Below are 21,335 nucleotides of genomic sequence, written 5' to 3' on the forward strand. Positions count from 1 at the left end.
ATCTCATAAGTAGTATCAGCGGTGTTGCGTTAATGTTCTTGCAATTGACACATAGCTCAACCCGAAATAGCGAGTACATAATCGAGATCGCAGTCAGGTTCCTCCAAAGGAATATTCCGGTAGTAAGGCTTGCCAAGTAAGCGCACTTCTTGACTTGATGATAGGCCTGGCAAGCTGACCGTTCTTTTTTCACCATTGGAGGCATTTCCCTGCAATAATCCGTAAGCCTCTTCCGAAATGATAAGGTCGTTATTCAGCTCTTTTGTTTTCGCCTGCAAGCGTGATGCTATGTTGACAGGTAAACCCATTACCGATAATTGCTGCTGTTGCGACTCAAGTCCGAATTGCCCGACGACAACACTGCCAGTATGCATGCCTATGCCAATTTCGAGCGGATTCTGCCGATATTCCGCGGCATATGCGTCATTAAACAACTGAACCGACTCAAGCATCATCCTTGCGGCCTGATAGCTTTGATTTGCCGCTTCTTTGATAGAAGATCCGAATCCGAAAACGGCATAAAGGCTGTCTCCTGCCATCTCTACAACGGTGCCTTTGAACGTTTTTATAATCTTATTAAACATGGAAAACAACCGATGCACTACCTCGATAACTTCTCTGGCTGGTCGCGATTCCATCAAACCAGTAAAATTCCGGATATCTAAAAACAAGATTGCCAGTTCTTCTTCAGCATCGGCAGGCGGAAGGATATTCGGGTAGGCAACAGCAGTTGGTGCGTAGGAGGATGTAGAGCTAATTTTCATTGGGTTATCATTATCGTTTTTTGAAGTAGACGAACAAGTATTTAAAACATTTTAAATTTTCTTTCAGAAAATGCTTTCGTAACTTTTAAATGACAAAATATGCAACTGTTTGGGTTGGATTCACTATGATCAGATTTGCTCCTGGGAAAATACCATCTGCTAATGAATAAGATTGAGAAGATGATTGCTATTTATTAATTTAGCGAAAAATACCTCAACACACATATCCAAAAAATATAAAATGAAAAAGTCTTTTGTTAAGAATGTCTTCGCGCTGCTGCTTATTGCTTTTTACAGTCTGTCTGTTCAGGCGAAAGATGTAATTAAAATATTGGCCATAGGGAACAGCTTTTCTGATGATGCTGTCGAAAACTACCTCTACGAACTTGCTAAAGCTGCCGGTGATAGTCTGGTTATTGGAAACGCCTATATCGGTGGATGTTCATTAGAAACACATAATAAAAACGCCGGTTCAAACGCGGCGGCTTATTCTTACAGAAAGATTGTAGGCGGTAAAAAGACGACAATCGCTAATAGCACCTTGCTATCCTGTATTAAAGATGAACCCTGGGACTATATTAGCTTCCAGCAAGCGAGCCCGAATTCAGGGATATATGCAACCTACTTTCCATATTTAACCGACCTGATGAAATATACTAAAAGTAATGCAACCAATCATCGTGTTAAATTTATACTGCACCGCACCTGGGCCTATGCTAAAACATCATCGCATACCGGTTTCGCAAATTACCATAACAATCAGGATGAAATGTACCGGGCAATTGTTGATGCAACCAGGAAAGTTGTAAAAGAGGTAAAGGGCTTTAAACTTCTTATTCCATCCGGAACGGCCATTCAGAACGCCAGGACAAGTGCCATAGGAGATAATCTTTGCAGGGACGGCTATCACCTGGAGCTGACTTACGGTCGTTACACTGCCGCATGCACCTGGTTTGAAGCCCTTACGGGCAAAAGCGTAGTAGGCAACACGTATGTCCCTGAAACAATAAATAGCTCAAAAGCTAAAATAGCTCAGAATGCTGCGCATTATGCGATACGCAAACCTGATGAAGTAACTTCCATGGCCTCGTTTAGTTTATAACGAGGCCATAGATATTATTTTACGCGCTCGATATACTCGCCCGTACGTGTATCGACTTTGATTTTATCGCCCTGGTTCACAAATAAAGGAACTTTTATTTCGATACCGGTTTCTGTGGTAGCATATTTCTGTGCGCCCGAAGAAGTGTCGCCTTTAACAGCCGGCTCGGTATAGGTGATTTCCAGCTCTACAGAATTCGGCGCCTGAGCCATAATTGGCTCTCCGCTCTCCAAAGAAACGATCACGTTCATGCCTTCCTTTATAAACTTTGCGGCTGGCCCGAAAAGTGATTTTGGAATATTGAACTGATCGAAGGTGACGTTATCCATAACCACAAAGTAGTCGCCTTCTTCATACAGATATTGGTAGTCATTGCTTTCTACCCGGCAGATTTCCACCTGCTCGTCAGTCCCTAAACGGGCCTCTACGATCTTTCCGGTTTTGATATTGCGAAACTTGCCTAAGTAAAAGGCTCCGCCTTTACCTGGTGTACGGTGTAATATTTCTGCAACTGTCACCAGTTCGCCGTTGAAACGTAAGATGTTTCCCGATTTTATTTCGGATGCCTTTGCCATAAAGAATAATTGTAAAATTTGAGCTCAAAGATATATGAAAATGTCTTTGCAAAATTAAAATCTGAATTTCATTGCTGCATAAGGGTACCACCCTTCTTTCGAATAGCCTGCCAAAAGCCTGAATAAGGTAATTTGTGCCGGAGCAAAATACACGCCGGCCCCGGTTCCGTTATGCCAGGTTGATGAACGCTCTCCTTTCTCCCATACTCTTCCAATATCGTAGAACGCCATAAATCCGAATTGTCCGGGCAGGATGTAACTGGCGAAATCCGACGCTTTGATCCTCAGCTCAAGATTATTATATACCATGTGCTGACCGGCGAACCGGTACTGGCGGTACCCAAGCAGATTGTCGTGCCCGCCGAGGAACAACGACTGGTAAAAAGCTGTTTTACCCGCCGAGATACCCCCACCGAGACGTTCAGCAATGACGACCGTCGATTTCTTATTCAGACTTTTATAAAAGGCAAGCTCTGGCAGAACCTGCAGAAATGATCTGGAATAGTCATTAAGTCCTTTGTATCCTTGTATCCTGATGTTTACGTACGTTCCCCAGGAAGGCAGGATCGCGTTATTCCTTTTATCGCTGTTAAAATTAATAACAAAGCCGGCGTGGGCTTTCTCTTTTGAAACGGTGAGGCTGTCGTATGAATTAATAAGCGAAGAATTGCTGATGATCCGGCCCACATTGTCGGAAGGATCAGAGGTATAATACTGAAAAGAGGGGCCTATACTCAGACTGCTGCCTTTATCATTTCTCCATTGCAGGGCAGCATCAAGGAGATAGGTATTATAGCGGGAACGGTAATACCTTTTGAAATCGCCCGTTTTAATGAAGGGAGTTGAATTTCCTCTGCCGAAAAAGTTTCGTGTATTATCAGGTGCATTAATCAAAGCGCTCATGACAAAACTAGCCGAGCCGAGCGCCCTGTTCCATTCACCGCGGTAACTCAACGCAAAAGCCTCTGTTGAAAAGGAGTGTGTGAGCATTATCTGTTGTGTATTGGCATAAGGCGTTTTTCTGAAACCTTCCTGACGGATATGCCTGAACCCGGCTCCTAAGAGAAAGCCATCATCAATGTTAATGCCTGCATTCATGAGCGGTACGGTAACATTATAAAGGTTCACGGGCACAAAAGCCGTGTTTGTGCTGTCATTGTCCAGCCGCTTTATGACTCGGGCGGAATTTCCGCTAATCCTTACCTGTTCTTCCTTTCCGTAAATCCTTATTTTTTTCCCTGCATCTGTTATCTCATAGGTTTTGGCTCCTGAATCTCCGATCAGACGTATTTTCACAGGCGATTCTTTTACATCTACAGTTACGTCATCTTCCCCTTTTCCTGTATATAACCTGATCTCCTTTGTTATTGCAGAAGGATAGACTTTAGACATCAGCGTATCCGTAATTGCACCATCCTTGTTTTTCTTTCGCAATGTAAGCCTCACACCTTCAGGTGTGTCGCTTAGGACTGCATTTTCGTTTTTATCGCTTGCCCTTATATCAACGATTTTGTTTATAAATCGGTAATACTCATCCATCGCCGCCGGGATCGCCTTTCTTCTGTCTTTTAATTGAGTCAGTAACCGGTTATGTCTCAGAGTATAAGTTTCCGGAGGAAGCCTTCGCAACGCAGCTTCGAGTACCGAATCTGTAATGGCATTAACAAAGTTTTCGGTGATTTCCGTCCATCGTTCATAACTTATATGCGACGCTGGTATGTGGTTAACGAAACGGGTTTTGAACAGCGAGTAGCGCACATCGTCAATCTCCCTCCCAAAACCCTGCAGGGTGGGAGCTATCCAGCGACGTCTGGCGACTGTTGGAAAAAGCCCGTCCGATACCCTGAACACCTGATCGCGGTCTCGCGGTACGCCCAGATAAACTTCTTCGTTGCCCTTTTTACTATCCACCCAGCGCCATTGGTCCTCATGCCGGTCCCAGTCGCCGATGAGAAGATCCAATAAGCGTGCTCTTAAAAACGCCTCACTGTCGTAGCTGTTATCATTATCTTTCCTGATTTTGTCAAGAACTTTAAACGTATTGTCCGATTCTCCTAAAGGTTCACGCTCTTCTAAAAGGCATACCGTATTTACAAATGCTTTTTCGTAGACCCCCAGATTTTTGTCGGGAGCGATTACACCTATCACCGGGTTTGTATGAGGGACATTCGCGGCATGCGCCAGAGGAGGTACCACTAATGCTGAGTAAGGATGCTGAGCGCTTACGGCGTCGTCGAGCCAGTCCCTCGCAAAAGTTTCACGCAGTGCTTCAGGCAGTAACAGGTCAGGACTTTTTTCAACGCTCCTGATGACCCATTCTTTGCCGTTTTTATCTTCAAGCCGTAAAGATTTAGACTGCATTCCTCCGCCGCGTTTAGTGGGTCTAAGCCCTCCGCTTATTTCAGAGATCCGGATGAGCGGTAGCTTCGTTTCGGTTGCCCACTCTTTACGATAGTTCTCTCCAAAAAGCTTCCTGTGCCAGTTGCTTGCTTTTTCGTAATCGGGCCGGATAGCGACTGTCGTACTGTCGCCCGTGAAACTTTCATAAAATGCCTGCTCCGCGTCCCTAACCCGCACATAAGGCTTTTTATAGGAGAAAGCTTTCGATACCCCGGTGTCAGAATAAATATAATAGGTCAATTGAATTGCGTTATCCTTCAGAATGTCGGCAATAACGTAACCTTGTGTAGCATCGGCAAACAAGGAATGTTTTCCTTTTTTTGCATAACTGTTTTTGGCACCCGCGCCGCTGACTACCTGAAACTGTTCGCCCTTTATTAACTGAAGGCCGTGTTCATGACCCGCAACATGGATCAGGTTCGGATACTTGTCGAACACCCCGTCAATTCTCCTGATCATATCCTGATAAAGAGGATGTTTCACGTCTTCCGGATTCGTAAAAGTGTTGCGAAGGAACGGATATAGTGAGCCTATTACCGGAAGTGGGATATAAAGGTTTTTGCTAGCCGCAGTGAGCGGGAACAAATGATCTTTAAGTGAGAAGTATCCGCCATGAGTGCCATAGGTCTGAAATGGATGATGCGATGCAAGCAGGATCACTTTATGCCTGTTTTTAAAGAAAAGCTCTTCGAGCCGCATTATTATTTCATCTTTTGTGCTGCAATCGCAATCTCCATCCTGATTCGTTTTATTGTAAGTATATACCCACCATTCCGAATCAAAAGCAATTACCGTAAGACTATCCGAAAGCGGGATTTCTACCGGATCGGGACAGCCTTCGCGAGGTATCATTCTGAGAAGGCTGTCATTCTGCATTTCAAGGAACCTCGACTGCTGTTTAATTTTAGCAAGCCCTGCCGGTCCCATCCGGTCCCAGTCGTGATTCCCCGGTAAAAAATATACAGGAGCGCCAGCTTTGCGTAAAGGCTCATATTGTGATTTGAGGATCTCCTGCGTTGTCTTTTCTTCAGCGCTGCCTGGCAAGCCCATTCCTCTGGGATAGATGTTGTCGCCCAGAAAGAATACAGATGTCCTACTGGTAAGTATTTTTGCTACGGCGTCCGAAACAACATTTTTCTGCTGCATGTCAATTTCACCCGCATCGCCTATTAAGATCACCCGATAAAGGACAGAGTCCTGCGCAATGAGATTTAGAGTGAGAGTGAAAAGGAAAATTGTCAATAGATATCTTTTCATAATGAGATGCTTCAGTATTTTCGGATGCACAGTTCAAAATACACGAAATATCGAACCTGTTATACAATAATAGTATAATTATGGATAAAAATAGGGATCCTTAAAGGAAGTGTCAGAATGTTGTCATTGCCTTTCGGCTTTCGGCTTTCAGCTCCCAACTTTCACCTATATTTACAACACCTATGAAATTGTTGTCATTCCCCGATACACCTTTCCAGATACAGCTGTCGTTCGATTCTGTAATTGACAATCTTGAATCAGCCGTTAATGAAAAAGCAAATCGTCAGGCAGGGCATGAAGAGGCTTTGTTGAAAGAGATCAACCAGCATCCTGAACTCAGGACCGGAATTACAGATATAGCTCAAATTGAATCGAATGCCGGTCTGATTAGGCGCCTGCTCGCGGAGTATTTTCCTGAGCCACTTACCTTAAACGAGATAAAGGGCGTATCCTTTCCATATTTAAATGTGGTTTTTAACCGTACACAACGGTTCAATAATATTCTCAAAGCAGCCGGCGATAATTTTGAGTTTAATATCCGCGACTTAGATCAGCACCAGTTTTACGTTCTCAATTGCTGTTTGATACTTAATGAGTTCTACAATACGAAACTCGACTTCAGAAAACCATTATTCTACGATATTCCTGCTTCAGATGGAACCATCAGACACTACAGGATTTTGTATAATGCTGATTTTCTCGATATTTTACCCACCGAAAGATCGGTTAAACTCACTTCCGCTGATATTGATCAGTTAATAAACAACTACGACAATCTGGATTTATGGATGGAAAAGTTTCCGCCAAAAAGCTGGTTAATCAAGGGCTTCGCCTTGATGTCGCTGATTGATGTGACGATAGAAAACGCAGTATCCGTTCTTAAGGAAAGATTGCTGCGTTTCGATGCAGCGAGTTTTGAACAGAGTATTGATCCTGTATTCCAATCGATTTTCGACACGCCGCATATTAAAATAGGCTTTACCTTATTTAACAGTGAAGACAATACGCTTAGTATTGCCGCTTTTGGCAAGCCCCTGCGCAGTTTTATTATGGAGGGCACCGAACCCCGCAACATTAACGATGTGTTATGCCCCGGATCGTACCAGGCGCTGATCGTCGAGAGGCGTTATTTCGCCGTTTCGGATACCTCTGATTTTCATATTGAAAACCCCGATAGCTCTTTAGCTTGTCATGTGGCACCCTCCGCGATCAGGAGCTTTATTTTAGCTCCCGTTGTTAAAGATGACGAAGTTATAGGCTTGCTGGAGGTAGTATCAAAGAAGTCCAAAGAACTTAACAGTATCAATGCCAACAAGCTGGATGTGGTGATGCCCTATATCACAGATAATATTAAAAGGCTGATTGTCGAATTCCAGAATCAGATTCAGGCATTTATACAGGAAAAGTTTACCACTATCCATTCCAGCGTATACTGGAAATTTAAGGAAGAAGCGCAGCGTTATATCTATAGCCGGCGGCGCGGGGAGGAAAAGTCGTTAGGCGCAATAGTCTTTAACGAGGTATTTCCCCTATATGGTGAAATTGATATAAAGGGTTCATCGGCTGCGCGCAATCTCAGCGTTCAGAAAGATTTGCAAACCCAAGTGCTCAGTCTGTTGTCGTTATTGCAGAAAATACCAGTTCCCACGCCATCTGACGGCTTTGAGAAGGGAAAGAGACAACTCGAACGTTTTTTGCAGGATCTGCTTCTTCCGGTGAAGGCAAGCACCGAACAATATATAACCGACTACATACTGAACAATATTCATCCATGGCTGAGTGAATGCCAGGAACCCGGTTTAGCCAGTGCAATAAAAGAATATTTTATAGAGAATGATAAAGCCTCCGGGGTGTTTCATGCTCATCGGCGTAAATACGAACAGTCTATAACGATGGTAAATGAGAAGCTGGCGGGTATAATTGACAACAGGCAGGAAGAGGCCCAACAGGCATTCCCTCATTATTATGAACGGTTTAAAACCGACGGAATTGAGCATAACCTGTATATCGGCCCGTCTATAGCGCCGGGACAGGCTTTTACAGAAAAACACCTGAGGGACCTGCGCTTATGGCAGCTAAAGGTTTTATGTGAGATGGAGACGGCTCACCATTACTATAAACCGTCACTTCCTTACCCGCTTGACGTTACTACACTGGTTTTGGTGTACGATACGCCCATTTCTGTTCGGTTTAGAATGGATGAAAAACGGCTTGATGTAGACGGCAGCTATAACGCCAGGTTTGAAATAGTAAAAAAGCGGATTGATAAAGCTTGTGTGCTGAATACCGATGAGCGAATAACACAGCCAGGGAAAATCACCATCGTTTATTCCAACCTGCATGAAGAAAAAGAATATAGCGAGTACGTTCATTTGCTTCAGGAACAGAATATACTCGACCGGAATATAGAAAAACTTGATGTGGAAGATTTACAGGGTGTGGTTGGGCTAAAAGCACTGAGGGTGAAGATCAATCACGATAACACCTCTTTAACGATGATGTAAAGGCCCATAACCAGTACAAACCAACCAAAGCCCTTTTTTAGTTTTTCGCCAGGGATTCTTTTATTTATCAGGCCCCCGATGAATATCCCTGCAATGGCGATCAGCGTTATAACTGAAAGGAATTGCCAGTCAATTGTGAAATGCCCCAGGTCTCCGGCGAAGCCAACAAGGGAGTTAATTGCAATAATGAATAAAGATGTTCCTATGGCCTTTTTCATGGGCAGCTTGATCAGAAATATCAGGGCGGGGATGAGGAGGAATCCGCCGCCTGCACCAAGGAATCCCGTTACCAGGCCGATACTAACTCCATAACCTGTTAGCTTAAAAAATCTTATACAATCAGAACACTCTTTCTCAGGTGAGGGTTTATCATGATCACGGATCATACTAAAGGAGGCCAGCAACATCAGCGTACCAAACAGTATCATTGTGAGGAAGGGCTCTGTAATGGTAAATTCACCAATTGTCACAATATCTTTGGGAATTGCAGGCACGATAAATTTTCTTGTTATAAAAACAGTTATAACAGATGAGGCGCCAAAAAAAAGCGCTGCTCTTAGATTTACCTGTCCTTTTCTTAGATTATTGACAGCTCCGATTAAGCTGGTGGTTCCAACGATGAAAAGCGAATAGGAGGTAGCCAGCAATGGAGGTACGCCGAACAAATACACCATAACAGGTACAGTGAGGATAGATCCACCTCCACCAATCAATCCTAAAAATATACCTATTAAGGCCGATGCAATATACCCTGTTAATTCCATAAGTTTCTGGCACGAAGGTCCGACTCCAAAGGCTGATGAACGGTGACTAAAGTCACGGTTACATGTTTTATGCTGCCAGTAGCGTGATATGCCTCTACAAAGGTATGTGTTTTTTGCAGCACCAACAGCTAGAAAGACGCCGATAGCGTAAGTCCAGAAGCGTTGTTGTAGTAAAAGGGTGTTACCGAAATATTATTCCGGTGTTTTACCAGATTTTTAATTTGAGGATATATCAGGTATGCTGCTTTTGTCGACAAAATACCTACACCTGCTCCGGCAATTATGTTGCTGAACCAATGCGCATTGTTATATACCCTCAGAACTCCGGTTGCTGTGGCAGCAGAATAGGCGGCAATGCTATACCATGCGGAACGTTCGCCGAACTCCTGATGCATAAATTCGGCCGCTGCAAAGGCGGTTGCAGTATGACCAGAAGGGAAGGCAGAGTTGGAGCTCCCGTCGGGGCGGAGCTGACGGGTGCTTCGTTTAAGAAAAGTTACCGAATTGCTTACTACGGCAGTAGAAATGAGATAAATAAAAGTCTGGTCGGTGAAGGAATGCCTGCCTTTAATTCCAGCGATGTTTAGTGCGACAGAAGCCGCTGCCGGCGAATAGCGCAGGTAGTCGTCGATCTTTGTTGAGAAGTGCGGATGATCTTCCCGCATATCGTTATATACGCTTCGGTCGACTCCTATAAGCGCCTTGTTGTTAAGTGCCATAAACCCGTAACCCACATAAAGTGCCGGGGGAATATAACTTACCAGCGAGGTATTTCTATTGCTGGAAAACGGCTTAACCAGGGAATCAACTGTCTGGGCCTTTGTTCCTATTGAAGAAAAGAACAGGATAATAATCAGATATTTCATTTTATGCTTTTATTCCAATACATCACCCAGTCTTTTACGATTATTTGAACCGAAGGTTCAGGGTAAAAATGTTTGAGTTTAAATCAGTTGAACGAACGTAATGACCATAGCGGATTTCCAGCATATTGAGGCGTTGCCAGCCAAGTACTCCCTTAGGCGGCGTTATTCTGAACCCTGCCCCTATGAAATTGCTGTGAAGATCCGACAAGTCATAGTCGCTCGTGAAATGCTCGGAACCGGGACTGTGTTGCCCGTAAGGAGCGAAATATTTAGTTCCCCGTTGTGTATTAAACCGGTAGAAAGGACTTACCGAAACAAAAGAAGTAAACTTTACAGGAACTTCAATTTCGGCCGTATGCGCGCGCAGTCCCCAGTTATCCAGATAATACCGGTAATAGGTACGGATAATATAATGATCACTTAAAAAGTAGTTCAGTCGCAGGGCAAGAGGCAATTTATACCTTGCGCTGGGAAGATCCTCCACCTGGACTGATCCGTCGGTGAAATAATTTCGTTGATAACGCGTCGCCAGCAATCCATGCTGATAGGAGGGTTCTATTGCCAACAGCGCCTGGAGTCGTTTGCTGATCACCTGAGATAGCGAAAACGACGTACTGAAGGAGTTTCTGGGAGCGGAATCTCCCTGTCTGTAGCCTTTGCCTACCTCATCCCTCAGCTCAACCGGCAAAATCACACTCCACCGGTCAAGGAACACCTGGGCCTTGAAGTCGAACTGCGTATTCTTGTCTTTGGAAAGCCGTGTAATATTAAATGCAGCGCCAACCGACTGGTAATCGTATTCGCTTGAAAATGAACCGGTGAATCCAAAAGAGTTGCCTGTTTGCTCATTTAAGCTGGTCCATGACAAAGAAGGATAGATCCTGATATCCTGCATGGATGCAGATGAAATAGTTGAAGGGTCGATTTTATCTGAAGACGCCGAGGTGTAATGATCAACCCCAAGCTCAAAAAGGTAAGTGTTTTTCCGCCCTTGTTTGCTAAAGTTCGAAAGTTGAATATCAATGGTATTGGCGAAATCCGATAGGCGTTCTGTTCCGATGCCACCGGTGACTGCCGAGTGGTTACCATTCTGATGGTAGTAAGACGATACAAAATTAACCTCCTCAAGATTGAGCTTCCGCGACTTGTAGGTTGTTGTGTCCTGTTCAGCAGAGGCGACTTGAGTTGGCTGTGCATGCAATGAAAGCAGGCTCAGATAAAATACGGCAATATTAATATATAGCTTCTTCATTATTCTTTTACTTGATCAGTTACAACCGCAGCCTCCGCCACTTTTTCCGCCGTTTGCGCCCGAAGCGCCTTCTCTGTAAAGCTGAAAGCTTTGTTCGAATTTTTGTGCATGCCTGGCTGATAGCTCCATTTCAGCATCATTCAGCTTGTTCTTCTGGTATGGCTTAACACTAACACAGGAAGGGAGCGTGCAGCTGAAAAATATCAGAAGCGCCGCCACTAATAAAATCATTGGTAATTTGTACATATTTCAGGACTGGATATTTATATTCTTGGAGGTAAAGAGATGGTTATTGTCGTCGATTACAATACAGCCTACATGCCGCAGCTGATTGATCATATCAAGACCGGCAGAAACTCCCATAACCATCACAGGAGTGGCCAGCGCATCTGCAAGCTCCGCGCTTGGACAGATGATACTCACACTTTTAATTCCGCTTACGGGGAGGCCTGTTTTCGGGTCGATTGTATGTGAGTATTTTTTTCCGTCTATTAAAGCGTATTTTTCGTAATTGCCCGATGTAGCAATAGCCATATTACTGATGTTCAACTTCGAAAAATAAGGCACCTTCCGGTTAGGGTCGGCAATGGCAATGGTCCATGGACGGCCGTCGGGCTGACTGCCCCAGGTAGCCAGATCACCGGCAGCATTTACGATACCGCTTTTTACTCCATTCTGGAGTAGCAGCGCCTTGGCCACGTCTGCTGCATATCCCTTGCCAATTCCGCCAAAGCCAATACGCATTCCTTTTTCTTTTAAGTATACCGTTTGCTCTGAAGCCTCTAAAACGATGTTTTTATAGTTGATTAGCTTTACCGATTCGCGCGCCGTTTCAGGAGCTGGTAAGTGCTTCATGTTCACGTCAAAGTTCCATAGGCTTTTGTCGATTGATCCATAGGTAATGTCAAAAGCGCCTTGTGTTAATTCTGAGATTTTTACTGCCCGTGTGATCAGATCAAAAACCTCTTTATCTACTCTTACTGGCTTTACTCCTGCATGGCGATTGATCAGGTTTGTCTGACTGCTCTCCTGAAAAGTGGTAAGCAGCGCTTCTATACGTTTAATTTCAGACACCGCTTTATCAATGCAGTCTTCTGCCCATCGTTTATCGTCGCTGACTACGCTTAGTTCAAAATGGTTCCCCATTAAACGCAGGCCCCGCTTATGCATAACGGGCAGATATTCCATAACCTCACTGTCTTGCATCGTCAACTAACTTGATCTGACTAACAAACTGCTCAGGAGAAAGGTCGGGAAACCCATCCCAATGTTTAAGCACTTTTCCATTTTCGTCTACCAACACTGTATAAGGGAATTTTCCTTCAGGATTATACATGTCCGCCAGAGCCTCATTCTTTCGCTCCTGCTCCTTGCTAAGTTGATTCTTTTTCTGACGCGGAAAGTCGGCACGGACGAGGATGAGCTTTTTTTGAGCGTACGATTCAAACTCACCTGACTCTAAGATTTCCTTGCGAAGCCGGATGCAGGGTCCACACCAATCGGAGCCAGAAAAGTTAACCAGTATCAATTTATGCGTTTCCTGAGCCTGTTTTCTTGATTCATTGAAATCGGCAGACCAGATAAGCTGTACAGCGAATAAAACATTAAAAAGCAATAATCTAATCATTTATTATGGATTTACCCTTAGGAACCACCTAAAAGGGAGTGTGTCGAACGAAGGCAGCATGCGTTAAGCTCACTAATAGATGAAACTAACGGCTTCTTCTATAAAATTAAAGAGAAAATCTGAAGACATTCTGTAGTTAGCCATGAACTTTTTTTCCACCGCAAAACTTGCTATCTTTCGTGTATGAAAATATTGATTGTGGAAGATGAAGTCAGTTTGCTGAAGAGCATAAAAGACTATCTTACGCATGAGGGCAATATCTGCGAAAGCGTTTCCCGCTTTGAAACGGCCCGGCAGAAGTTGTCATTGTACGATTACGATTGCGTTGTTTTGGATCTGATGCTGCCCGACGGGGAGGGTATGCAATTGCTGAAGTATATTAAATCGCTTCATAAAACCTACGGAGTGGTGATCATATCAGCCCGGAATGCACTTGAAGATAAAATCACGGGGCTCAATCTGGGGGCTGATGATTATCTGGTAAAACCCTTTCATATGTCTGAGCTGAACGCACGTATAGCTGCTATCATCCGCAGAAAAGACCATAACAGCAATACACAGATCATCTTTAATGAAATAACCATCGATCCATTGGCAAAAACGGTGACGGTTAATGATACCGAAGTGTATTTTACCCGGAAGGAGTATAACCTCTTGGTTTATTTTGTAGTAAATAGGGGGAAAGTGATTTCAAAGAATGCGGCCGCCGAACATATATGGGGTGACGATGCTGATATGGCCAACAGCTTCGATTTTATTTACACGCACATTAAGAACATCCGGAAAAAGCTACAGGAAGCAGGATCAAAAGATTACTTCCATTCGGTTTATGGTGTTGGATATCGATTTACTGCCGAATGAAGTTATTTACGATATATAACAGGATGTTGCTGGTAGTGCTCTTTGGCGGGTTTATAACTGTCGGCGCATTTTTTTACCAGGCATTAACCTACATATTAAATTCGACCATTGATGAAGGTCTTAATGAGGAGTTAATGGAAGTTCGTGAGTTTATGCACTCGCGAAACCATGCACCTGCGCCCAAAGGTGATAAGAACCTGATCATCACATTTGAGAATATCCCCAATGCCACAGACTATAAAGAAATTAAGGATACTGTTTTCTTTAATCCAAAGAAGCGTGTTACCGAGTCGGGCAGATACTTAAAGGCCGATATAGTTTTTGAAGGCAGGCCTCTGCGTGTATTAATAATTAACTCCAAATTACCCCAGCAAAAGCAGTTTCAACTTATCTTCTTTGCTATCCTGATACCGGTACTGATACTCTTTGCCGTTCTGATATACATTAACCATTACATTCTAAAGAAGATGTGGCAACCGTTTCGCCATATTCTGAGTCAGATTAAAACATTCAACTTAAACAAGGAGAGCAAGTACATTAGTGTAAATTCATCAGTGGACGAATTTACTGAGCTTGACGAAAGTGTATCTGCCATGATCACTAAGATCCGGGAGGACTTCAGAGAGATTAAACTGTTTACAGAGAACGCTTCTCACGAAATGATGACTCCGATTGCGGTTATAAACTCCAAACTGGATAATATCCTTCAATCCAATACTTTGCGTGAAGAAGATAGCCAGTCGTTGCAGGATCTGTATATGGCAATATCAAAGCTTAATAAGATAAGTCACTCCCTGCTGCTCCTCGTAAAAATTGAACATGATTTATTGACAGGCCCCGAAGAGCTTTCCGTTAATGAAATGATATTACAAAAAGCAGATTATTTCAGAGAGCTTATTTCTGAAAGACACCTGCACTTAACTATAAAAACAGCAAATACTACCGTCAAGACGAGCCGGTATCTTTTTGATATTTTATTGAATAATCTGTTCAGTAATGCCATCCGGCACAATATAGATTCAGGGAAAATCAATGTTTCCCTAAAGGATGGAGAGTTGATTTTTGAAAACACAGGTCAGTTGAGCCCCCTTCAGGAAGATAAAGTATTCGAACGTTTTTATAAGACCGCAGGATCCGAAGGTATAGGACTAGGCCTGGCTATCATCAAACAAATATGCAATAAACAAAACTTCGACTTAAAGTATGAGTACCGCGCTCCTTTTCACAGCTTCATTATTAACCTGAATTAAAACTATTTTTATCTGTTTTTGGTTATACTAAAAGATCAGTTATTAAACCAATATACCTCGTCCATCGAAGGCAAATAAAGCGCTTGTTTCATTGTTAGAGATATTAAATGACTCAAAATGAAAACGATATTAATTCTAACCGATTTTTCAGACCCTTCATTAAACGCAGCCCGTTATGCCGCTGGTCTGAGTTCTGAACTCAATACGTCCAGGATCATCCTTTATCATTCTTTTCTGCCGCTGCCCATGGCTACAGAACTTCCTGTTCCCCCGCCTTTGCCGTCAGAAGATCCTTATGGAAGGAGCAACCGGCAGCTGAATACTCTTAAGGACGAATTATCGGTTAAGCTCTCTGAAAGGGTCCACATAGAGACCCGGACAGGAGAGGGGCCGTTCGTTTCTTCCGTAATGACGCTGGTCAGGGATGAGAATATAGATATGGTGGTAATGGGCACTTCGGCAAAAGGAACACTTGAGCGGATCATCATGGGAAGCAACACGCTGGAACTGATACGTAAATGCAAGGTTCCTTTGTTGGTTATACCTCCTGAAGCTAAATATAAACCAGTTCATGTCGTTGCGTTTGCTTCCGACCTGAAAGACGTTTCTGATAAAACTCCTGTGTTGAAGATAAAACCGATCATTGACTTGCTTAATGCGCGTCTTTTAGTGTTTAATGTTAGCGAAGAAGGCGTCCGGAGCTTTCATGCCGATCTTATTAAGGAGCAAAAAGAACTTCACGAACGCTGGGGCACCGAAAGTGTAGAGTATCACTATGTGAACCACAAAGATATAGCTGAAGGGATTATGCGTTTCGCAGAGGATAATAATGTTCAGTTAGTGATTGTTATCCCTGGAAAACACGAGTTCTTTGAAAGCTTTTTCCACAGGAGCATTTCAAAAAAACTCGCATATCATACCCGTATCCCCCTGCTCATCGTGAATACAGAGTAGGTTGCAGTATGTGAGTTATGGGTTGTAAGTTGCGAGTTGTAAGTATAAGACACTTGAGCATGTTCGTTTTACAAAAGATAATCACGTGGCTTTATCATAAAGTGTAGACTATCAGTTTATTTTCGGCTAAAAGTTACAGCACAACTTAAAACTTATTACCTTTTACTTTCAACTTTCAACTTTCAACTTTCAACCCGCAACCCACAACCCGCAACCCACAAACCTACAACCCACAACCCGCAACCCGCAACTCAGATTATTCCTGCTATGTGTTTGTAGTTTGACTTGATGATGGCTATTACTTCGTCGACCTTTCCGTTAAACATCATCTTGGTCATTGAGACCGCAAATCCTTTCATCTGATCAAAAGTGGCCTTTGGTGGCATCGCCAGGGCATTTGGATCGGTAAGTATATTGACGAGTGCAGGGCCTTCAGTTGCCAGCGCCATGCCGATAGCCGTTCGCGCTTCGCGTGGGGTATGGGCTGTAAATCCTTTAATTCCCATAGCTTCTGCTATTGCAGCAAAATCGGTATCGGGCATATCGGTCTGCCAGTCGGGTAAACCCCCTACTTCCATTTCAAGCTTTACCATGCCCAGCGACCTGTTGTTGAAAACGATCAGTTTTACAGGGAGATTGTATTGCTTTATGGTGGACAGGTCGCCAAGAAGCATAGATAAGCCCCCATCTCCGCATAGCGCAATTATCTGCTGGTCTGGTCTCGCCAATGCCGCTCCGATGGCTTGCGGCATTGCATTCGCCATAGAGCCATGATTAAAGGAGCCAAGCATTTCGCGTTTGCCGGTAGCATCAAGGTACCGGGCGCCCCATACGCACGACATTCCGGTATCTACTGTAAAGATGGCATTATCGGCGGCGAGTTCATTAATCACTGAACATACATATTCAGGGTGAATGAGATCAGTATCCCCGGGGTCGTCTACATAGACGCGGATAGCCTTTTTTACTTTAGCATAGAAATCGAGTTGATTCTTCAGAAATTCGTCGTCTTTTTTTTCATTTAGCAGGGGAAGCAAACCCTGTATGGTATCTTTTACTGTTCCTCCAAGTCCTAACGTTACTTTCGCCCGGCGACCGATAACTTCCGGCTTGACGTCCACCTGTATGATCTTGCAATGCTTAGGCAGGAAGTTGGTATAAGGGAAGTCTGTGCCCAGCAGGATGAGAAGATCGCACTCCTGCATCGCGTGATAGGCCGACGGAAGGCCTAGTAAGCCTGTCATACCCACTTCATTAGGGTTATGATGCTGTACATACATTTTTCCTCGGAAAGAATACCCCACCGGCGCCTTTACTTTATCAGCAAGGGCGACCACCTCATCATGTGCGTGCCTGCAGCCTATACCGCAGAAAATCGTGGTTTTTTTACTGCTGTTTACCATATCGGCGAAGGTCTGCAGATCGGCATAGGAGGGGCGCATGACCGCCGCGCCCGGGAAAGCTCCGCTGGCTGCAACGCTTTCTTCGGCTTCCATTCCTGCCACATCGCCGGGAAGGCCTATCACAGCTACGCCCTTTCGATGGTAGGCATGCTGTAGCGCCTGTTGCATCATTCGCGGGAACTGCACCGGCGTGCTGGCCAGAACATTATAGGAGCTGCAATCATCGAAAAGTTTGATAGTATTCGTTTCCTGAAAGAAATCGGTGCCAAATTCGCCCGAAGGGCAGGTAGAGGCTATTGCAATAACCGGCGCTCCTGAGCGATGAGCATCATAAAGTCCGTTGATAAGGTGAACATGTCCCGGACCTGAACTTCCCGCACAGCAAGCCAGTCCTTCGAGCTCTGCTTCAGCTGCTGCTGCATAAGCGCCTGCTTCTTCATGCCTTACGTGTATCCAGTCAATTTTTCCGCTTCTTCTGACCGCGTCATTTACTTCATTCAGACTATCACCCGTTACCGCGTAGATTCGTTTTATTCCTGAATCTATCAGCATTTCTACTAATTGTTCAGCTACTTTCTTTGCCATTTGATAAATTTTTACCGTTTATATAAGATTAGAGTATTATAGGTAGATTTGTTTTTGTTTTTTTACAATCTGACATTTGTCGGCTTTATCGTCTTAATATGAAAATTGCTACTTACAATGTGAATGGCGTAAACGGGCGCCTGCCGGTGCTCCTCCGGTGGCTTCAGGAAACCACTCCCGATATAGTCTGCCTGCAGGAGCTCAAAGCGCCTGGCGAAAAGTTCCCGGAAGAAGCTATCCGCGACGCCGGATATAACGCCATCTGGCACGGACAAAAGAGCTGGAACGGTGTGGCCATACTGACCCGCAATTTACCGATAGAAGAGGTAGGCAGGGTGCTTCCGGGAGATCCGGAGGATGTGCAGAGCCGGTACATCGAAGCTAATGTAAACGGAATACGTATCGCTTGTTTGTATCTTCCTAACGGAAATCCTGCCCCCGGACCTAAATTTGACTACAAGCTTGGATGGTTTAAGCGGCTTGCAGCCCATACCCAAACGCTTTTAGCTATGGACGTCCCCGTAGTTATAACAGGTGATTTTAATGTGATGCCTACAGAATTGGATGTATATAAGCCTGAACGATGGCTTGACGACGCTCTGTTCAGGCCCGAAGTACGAGCGGCATTCAGGGAGCTGGTTGCTCAGGGCTGGACAGATGCCATACGGAAGCTCTATCCGGACGAGAAGATCTACACCTTCTGGGATTACTTCCGCAATGCTTATGGTCGTGATGCCGGCTTACGTATAGATCATTTCCTGCTCAGTCCGCATCTCGAAGGCCGCTTGACTGCCGGAGGGGTGGACCGCTATGTTCGCGGATGGGAGAAAACAAGCGATCACGCCCCTGTTTGGATTGAGATATCTGAAAGTTAGTCGTTGTAACTATCAATAGCGGCCTTGAGATACTTTGGCTCGGAAACAGAAAGGAGATAACCTCCTGTCGCGAGTCCTGTACCGAGGCCTAACAGGATAACGCCTCCTGTAAATTCTTTACTTCCGCTATTGAAGCCATGCTGGAGGTCCGTGCTTTTTGAGCCGCCCGAAACAAACGTAATAAGCCCGGCCAAAAGAGAAGCGCCAGCGCCCACGTACAGGCCTATTTTAGCTTTCTTTACCGATTCGTATTTATTTAATAATTGAATGCTCTCCGGATTTCCCGCTAAATCTTTACTTAGGTTGGTGTAGGTTGCCTTTTTTTGCTTTCCGTAGTCTATATTGTAATAGTTTCTGACAGCGGAAACCTGCGGCCGCTCGCGATATCTTCTGCCGTATACATCGCCATCGTCATCGTATTCCCAGGTAAACGTTTTCTCTTCGAATAAATTTAGTTTGCCCTTTCGTATACGCTCGGAGAATGCTGTTTCTCCATTAAACGTGGCATCCTTTACATTGGCAAAAAAGCCGCGGTAGTTATTGAAAAATTTCACCTGCTCGGGATGGAATATTTTTGAATCTACGGTAAAATAGAGCGATCCTGAAAAATCCCTTCTTAAATTGATCCTGTTGGCGTAAATGACGGAATCGGAATACAGGTACAGGAAGTTTTTTGATTCGTCCAACTGGCCGAATACGGCAGAAATGTACATCAGATACATCGCTGCTAAGGTTGCAAAATGTTTCATTTATAAGTGGTGTTTGTGTGTATACGAACTTATTAAGAATGCCGGAAAGCATCAATAATTTCGATCGAAACAATTGTAAATAGAGTGTTACCTGGAATATTATTCCGGGGAATTTTCGATTGGCCAAAAGAATGAAGGTTTTAACACAAAGGGCTTCCGTGCAGACCAGGGCTGCTTACCCATGCAGCGCTTGCAGTGGATGACAAGAATGCGGATGACAAAAACCTGCGAAGCTCAGAGGAGCTCCGTAGGTTTTTTGCACTATTTGAATTAATTGGGGAATATCAGCAGCGGAATATTAATATACGGCGGTAAGGTATCCTCGATTTGTCCATTTACGACCTCCTCGAAATGAAACTGATGATTTACAAGAGCCATCAGGTCGGTACTCATTCCATTGATCAGGATATCAACTGCCTTACGGACATCCCTTTCCTGGATATTATCGAAAAATAATTTATCGTATCTGATACTCCTGCAGATGGTTTCCCTGAACACGCTGTGACTATATTCCCGGTCCATATTGGGCAGTTCTTTTGCCGAAAGGTGAGCAACCATCACGTTTGCGCCGAAAGGATCCGCCATTTCTGTAAGGAATCTTACTACGTGCAGCTGGCAATATCTCAAATCCGCCATATAGATCATTCTTTCAAAGTCATTTACTACAGAGTTCTCAGGTACCAGTAAAACCGGACATTTAATTTTATTTAGTACAAAGTTGATATTAGCAGAATGGGATTCTGATCTTAGGGAATGTTTTGCAGGCGTTCCCTTAACCACCATCCAGATCTTATGTTTGTTAATCAGCTGAGAGATGTCGCTCACAGAAAGATCCGCCAGATTAATATTTCCAATTATAGGTTTAAAGCTGTCGGCCTCAGTGTTGAGGTTCTGAAGGTGTTTCCTCAGATCCGGCGTAGTTTCAACGGTAGTTTCGATATTCCCGCCGATTAATGTTTTCTCTTTGACTGAAACGACTCTGCCTGTTTTAACAATATTGCCTATAAGGATGTTCGCTTGCACTTTGCAGGCTATATTGTAAGCAAGTTCTGCTGCGTGTTTAGCATGTGCCGAATTATCATTGATCAAAAAAATTGTTTTCATTAAAATCCTTTTCAGTGTGCCAGTGGCGATTGTTTAAGTAATAGACAGATTGATTAATTAATATAACAACAGTCAGAAACTTGTGTTTTCAGGATTTTAATTCTAATTAACTTTTTAAATTATAATTATGTGTACTACACTTATTTTCTCTGGCGAAGTACACTACAGCAAATGGGGATTTATAATGGTGACAAACGGCGCGTAAGGTTCAGGTCTATTTTACCGGCGTTCAGGAATGCCCAATTGGTCGAGATATTCAACAGCTTCGCTGCTATTTGTGCAGTCCCAATAGCCATTACTTAAATAAATCAAGCCAATTCCGTACACGTAACTATAGTATTTCGCCTGCGAGAGGTGGGCCCTCTCTTTTTCGGTCAGCATAGCCACGTTATTGGTAATGCCCAAACTCTGCGTTTCTATCTCATTGTTCTTTGTATTCATAA

At 44.0% G+C, this 21,335-nt stretch carries 19 protein-coding genes; 6 read left to right on the plus strand and 13 right to left on the minus strand.

What is annotated here, in order from left to right:
• Positions 1 to 56 precede the first annotated feature (56 nt).
• A complete protein-coding gene (locus BDE36_RS12795) occupies positions 57 to 764 on the minus strand; it encodes an adenylate/guanylate cyclase domain-containing protein (RefSeq protein WP_141815188.1) in 708 nt (235 codons plus the stop codon).
• Between the two features lie 241 nt (positions 765 to 1,005).
• Here BDE36_RS12795 and BDE36_RS12800 point away from each other — a divergent pair, with 241 nt between their 5' ends.
• Positions 1,006 to 1,866, plus strand: a complete 861-nt coding sequence (locus BDE36_RS12800; protein ID WP_141815189.1) for a DUF4886 domain-containing protein — start codon at positions 1,006 to 1,008, stop codon at positions 1,864 to 1,866.
• A 14-nt stretch (positions 1,867 to 1,880) separates the two neighbouring features.
• Here the strand turns inward: BDE36_RS12800 and efp are convergent, their stop codons facing one another.
• Positions 1,881 to 2,441: an elongation factor P gene (efp, locus tag BDE36_RS12805; protein ID WP_141815190.1), complete on the minus strand. Its 561-nt coding sequence runs from the start codon at positions 2,439 to 2,441 to the stop codon at positions 1,881 to 1,883.
• Positions 2,442 to 2,495: 54 nt separating this feature from the next.
• Positions 2,496 to 6,098, minus strand: coding sequence for a BamA/TamA family outer membrane protein (locus BDE36_RS12810; RefSeq protein ID WP_141815191.1), 3,603 nt, complete (start codon positions 6,096 to 6,098; stop codon positions 2,496 to 2,498).
• A 182-nt stretch (positions 6,099 to 6,280) separates the two neighbouring features.
• Between BDE36_RS12810 and BDE36_RS12815 the strand changes: the two genes are divergently transcribed.
• Positions 6,281 to 8,602, plus strand: a complete 2,322-nt coding sequence (locus BDE36_RS12815; protein ID WP_141815192.1) for a GAF domain-containing protein — start codon at positions 6,281 to 6,283, stop codon at positions 8,600 to 8,602.
• Here the strand turns inward: BDE36_RS12815 and BDE36_RS12820 are convergent.
• The 6 genes from BDE36_RS12820 to BDE36_RS12845 all read right to left on the minus strand — a co-directional run bounded on the left by BDE36_RS12820 (position 8,572) and on the right by BDE36_RS12845 (position 13,111).
• Entirely contained in the window at positions 8,572 to 9,366 is a 795-nt protein-coding gene (locus BDE36_RS12820) for a sulfite exporter TauE/SafE family protein (protein WP_141815193.1), read from the minus strand. The two genes, BDE36_RS12815 and BDE36_RS12820, sit on opposite strands and share 31 nt — an antisense overlap.
• Positions 9,367 to 9,494: 128 nt before the next feature.
• Positions 9,495 to 10,232 carry a phosphatase PAP2 family protein gene (locus BDE36_RS12825; protein ID WP_141815194.1) on the minus strand — a complete coding sequence of 246 codons (738 nt, stop codon included), beginning with the start codon at positions 10,230 to 10,232 and terminating at the stop codon, positions 9,495 to 9,497.
• A gap of 40 nt (positions 10,233 to 10,272) precedes the next feature.
• The gene (locus BDE36_RS12830) at positions 10,273 to 11,484 is read right to left on the minus strand and encodes a DUF3570 domain-containing protein (RefSeq protein ID WP_141815195.1); all 1,212 of its coding nucleotides are present in this window, start codon (positions 11,482 to 11,484) and stop codon (positions 10,273 to 10,275) included.
• Between the two features lie 15 nt (positions 11,485 to 11,499).
• On the minus strand, positions 11,500 to 11,730 hold the full coding sequence (locus tag BDE36_RS12835; RefSeq protein WP_170205922.1) for a DUF4266 domain-containing protein: 231 nt from the start codon (positions 11,728 to 11,730) through the stop codon (positions 11,500 to 11,502).
• A gap of 3 nt (positions 11,731 to 11,733) precedes the next feature.
• A complete protein-coding gene (locus tag BDE36_RS12840; RefSeq protein ID WP_202618146.1) occupies positions 11,734 to 12,690 on the minus strand; it encodes an FAD:protein FMN transferase in 957 nt (318 codons plus the stop codon).
• Positions 12,677 to 13,111 carry a thioredoxin family protein gene (locus BDE36_RS12845; protein ID WP_141815196.1) on the minus strand — a complete coding sequence of 145 codons (435 nt, stop codon included), beginning with the start codon at positions 13,109 to 13,111 and terminating at the stop codon, positions 12,677 to 12,679. The genes BDE36_RS12840 and BDE36_RS12845 overlap by 14 nt, the downstream gene beginning before the upstream one ends.
• A gap of 183 nt (positions 13,112 to 13,294) precedes the next feature.
• Between BDE36_RS12845 and BDE36_RS12850 the strand changes: the two genes are divergently transcribed.
• The 3 genes from BDE36_RS12850 to BDE36_RS12860 all read left to right on the plus strand — a co-directional run bounded on the left by BDE36_RS12850 (position 13,295) and on the right by BDE36_RS12860 (position 16,176).
• On the plus strand, positions 13,295 to 13,972 hold the full coding sequence (locus BDE36_RS12850; RefSeq protein WP_141815197.1) for a response regulator transcription factor: 678 nt from the start codon (positions 13,295 to 13,297) through the stop codon (positions 13,970 to 13,972).
• Positions 13,969 to 15,222 carry a sensor histidine kinase gene (locus BDE36_RS12855; RefSeq protein WP_141815198.1) on the plus strand — a complete coding sequence of 418 codons (1,254 nt, stop codon included), beginning with the start codon at positions 13,969 to 13,971 and terminating at the stop codon, positions 15,220 to 15,222. The genes BDE36_RS12850 and BDE36_RS12855 overlap by 4 nt, the downstream gene beginning before the upstream one ends.
• Before the next feature lie 117 nt (positions 15,223 to 15,339).
• Positions 15,340 to 16,176 (plus strand): universal stress protein, encoded by an 837-nt coding sequence (locus BDE36_RS12860; protein ID WP_141815199.1) that lies wholly within the window; start codon positions 15,340 to 15,342, stop codon positions 16,174 to 16,176.
• A 251-nt stretch (positions 16,177 to 16,427) separates the two neighbouring features.
• On the opposite strand, the gene BDE36_RS12865 is transcribed toward BDE36_RS12860, so the two are convergent.
• Positions 16,428 to 18,164, minus strand: coding sequence for a thiamine pyrophosphate-dependent enzyme (locus BDE36_RS12865; RefSeq protein WP_141815200.1), 1,737 nt, complete (start codon positions 18,162 to 18,164; stop codon positions 16,428 to 16,430).
• A 98-nt stretch (positions 18,165 to 18,262) separates the two neighbouring features.
• Between BDE36_RS12865 and xth the strand changes: the two genes are divergently transcribed.
• Positions 18,263 to 19,039, plus strand: coding sequence for an exodeoxyribonuclease III (gene xth / locus BDE36_RS12870; RefSeq protein ID WP_141815201.1), 777 nt, complete (start codon positions 18,263 to 18,265; stop codon positions 19,037 to 19,039).
• On the opposite strand, the gene BDE36_RS12875 is transcribed toward xth, so the two are convergent.
• From BDE36_RS12875 to BDE36_RS12885, 3 genes are all read right to left on the minus strand, one after another.
• Complete coding sequence (locus tag BDE36_RS12875; RefSeq protein ID WP_141815202.1) at positions 19,036 to 19,788, minus strand: hypothetical protein; 753 nt, start codon at positions 19,786 to 19,788, stop codon at positions 19,036 to 19,038. The genes xth and BDE36_RS12875 overlap by 4 nt on opposite strands.
• A 270-nt stretch (positions 19,789 to 20,058) precedes the next feature.
• Positions 20,059 to 20,892, minus strand: a complete 834-nt coding sequence (locus tag BDE36_RS12880) for a universal stress protein (protein WP_141815203.1) — start codon at positions 20,890 to 20,892, stop codon at positions 20,059 to 20,061.
• Positions 20,893 to 21,111: 219 nt separating this feature from the next.
• Positions 21,112 to 21,333, minus strand: a complete 222-nt coding sequence (locus BDE36_RS12885) for a hypothetical protein (RefSeq protein WP_128768961.1) — start codon at positions 21,331 to 21,333, stop codon at positions 21,112 to 21,114.
• Positions 21,334 to 21,335: the final 2 nt, after the last annotated feature.

Source organism: Arcticibacter tournemirensis (assembly GCF_006716645.1).
Lineage (GTDB): Bacteria > Bacteroidota > Bacteroidia > Sphingobacteriales > Sphingobacteriaceae > Arcticibacter > Arcticibacter tournemirensis.

Excerpts from the sequence above, each read along its gene's own strand:
- BDE36_RS12795 (WP_141815188.1), bottom strand. The coding sequence starts at position 764 with ATGAAAATTAGCTCTACATCCTCCTACGCACCAACTGCTGTTGCCTAC.
- BDE36_RS12800 (WP_141815189.1), top strand. The coding sequence starts at position 1,006 with ATGAAAAAGTCTTTTGTTAAGAATGTCTTCGCGCTGCTGCTTATTGCT.
- efp (WP_141815190.1), bottom strand. The coding sequence starts at position 2,441 with ATGGCAAAGGCATCCGAAATAAAATCGGGAAACATCTTACGTTTCAAC.
- BDE36_RS12810 (WP_141815191.1), bottom strand. The coding sequence starts at position 6,098 with ATGAAAAGATATCTATTGACAATTTTCCTTTTCACTCTCACTCTAAAT.
- BDE36_RS12815 (WP_141815192.1), top strand. The coding sequence starts at position 6,281 with ATGAAATTGTTGTCATTCCCCGATACACCTTTCCAGATACAGCTGTCG.
- BDE36_RS12820 (WP_141815193.1), bottom strand. The coding sequence starts at position 9,366 with ATGGAATTAACAGGGTATATTGCATCGGCCTTAATAGGTATATTTTTA.
- BDE36_RS12825 (WP_141815194.1), bottom strand. The coding sequence starts at position 10,232 with ATGAAATATCTGATTATTATCCTGTTCTTTTCTTCAATAGGAACAAAG.
- BDE36_RS12830 (WP_141815195.1), bottom strand. The coding sequence starts at position 11,484 with ATGAAGAAGCTATATATTAATATTGCCGTATTTTATCTGAGCCTGCTT.
- BDE36_RS12835 (WP_170205922.1), bottom strand. The coding sequence starts at position 11,730 with ATGTACAAATTACCAATGATTTTATTAGTGGCGGCGCTTCTGATATTT.
- BDE36_RS12840 (WP_202618146.1), bottom strand. The coding sequence starts at position 12,690 with ATGCAAGACAGTGAGGTTATGGAATATCTGCCCGTTATGCATAAGCGG.
- BDE36_RS12845 (WP_141815196.1), bottom strand. The coding sequence starts at position 13,111 with ATGATTAGATTATTGCTTTTTAATGTTTTATTCGCTGTACAGCTTATC.
- BDE36_RS12850 (WP_141815197.1), top strand. The coding sequence starts at position 13,295 with ATGAAAATATTGATTGTGGAAGATGAAGTCAGTTTGCTGAAGAGCATA.
- BDE36_RS12855 (WP_141815198.1), top strand. The coding sequence starts at position 13,969 with ATGAAGTTATTTACGATATATAACAGGATGTTGCTGGTAGTGCTCTTT.
- BDE36_RS12860 (WP_141815199.1), top strand. The coding sequence starts at position 15,340 with ATGAAAACGATATTAATTCTAACCGATTTTTCAGACCCTTCATTAAAC.
- BDE36_RS12865 (WP_141815200.1), bottom strand. The coding sequence starts at position 18,164 with ATGGCAAAGAAAGTAGCTGAACAATTAGTAGAAATGCTGATAGATTCA.
- xth (WP_141815201.1), top strand. The coding sequence starts at position 18,263 with ATGAAAATTGCTACTTACAATGTGAATGGCGTAAACGGGCGCCTGCCG.
- BDE36_RS12875 (WP_141815202.1), bottom strand. The coding sequence starts at position 19,788 with ATGAAACATTTTGCAACCTTAGCAGCGATGTATCTGATGTACATTTCT.
- BDE36_RS12880 (WP_141815203.1), bottom strand. The coding sequence starts at position 20,892 with ATGAAAACAATTTTTTTGATCAATGATAATTCGGCACATGCTAAACAC.
- BDE36_RS12885 (WP_128768961.1), bottom strand. The coding sequence starts at position 21,333 with ATGAATACAAAGAACAATGAGATAGAAACGCAGAGTTTGGGCATTACC.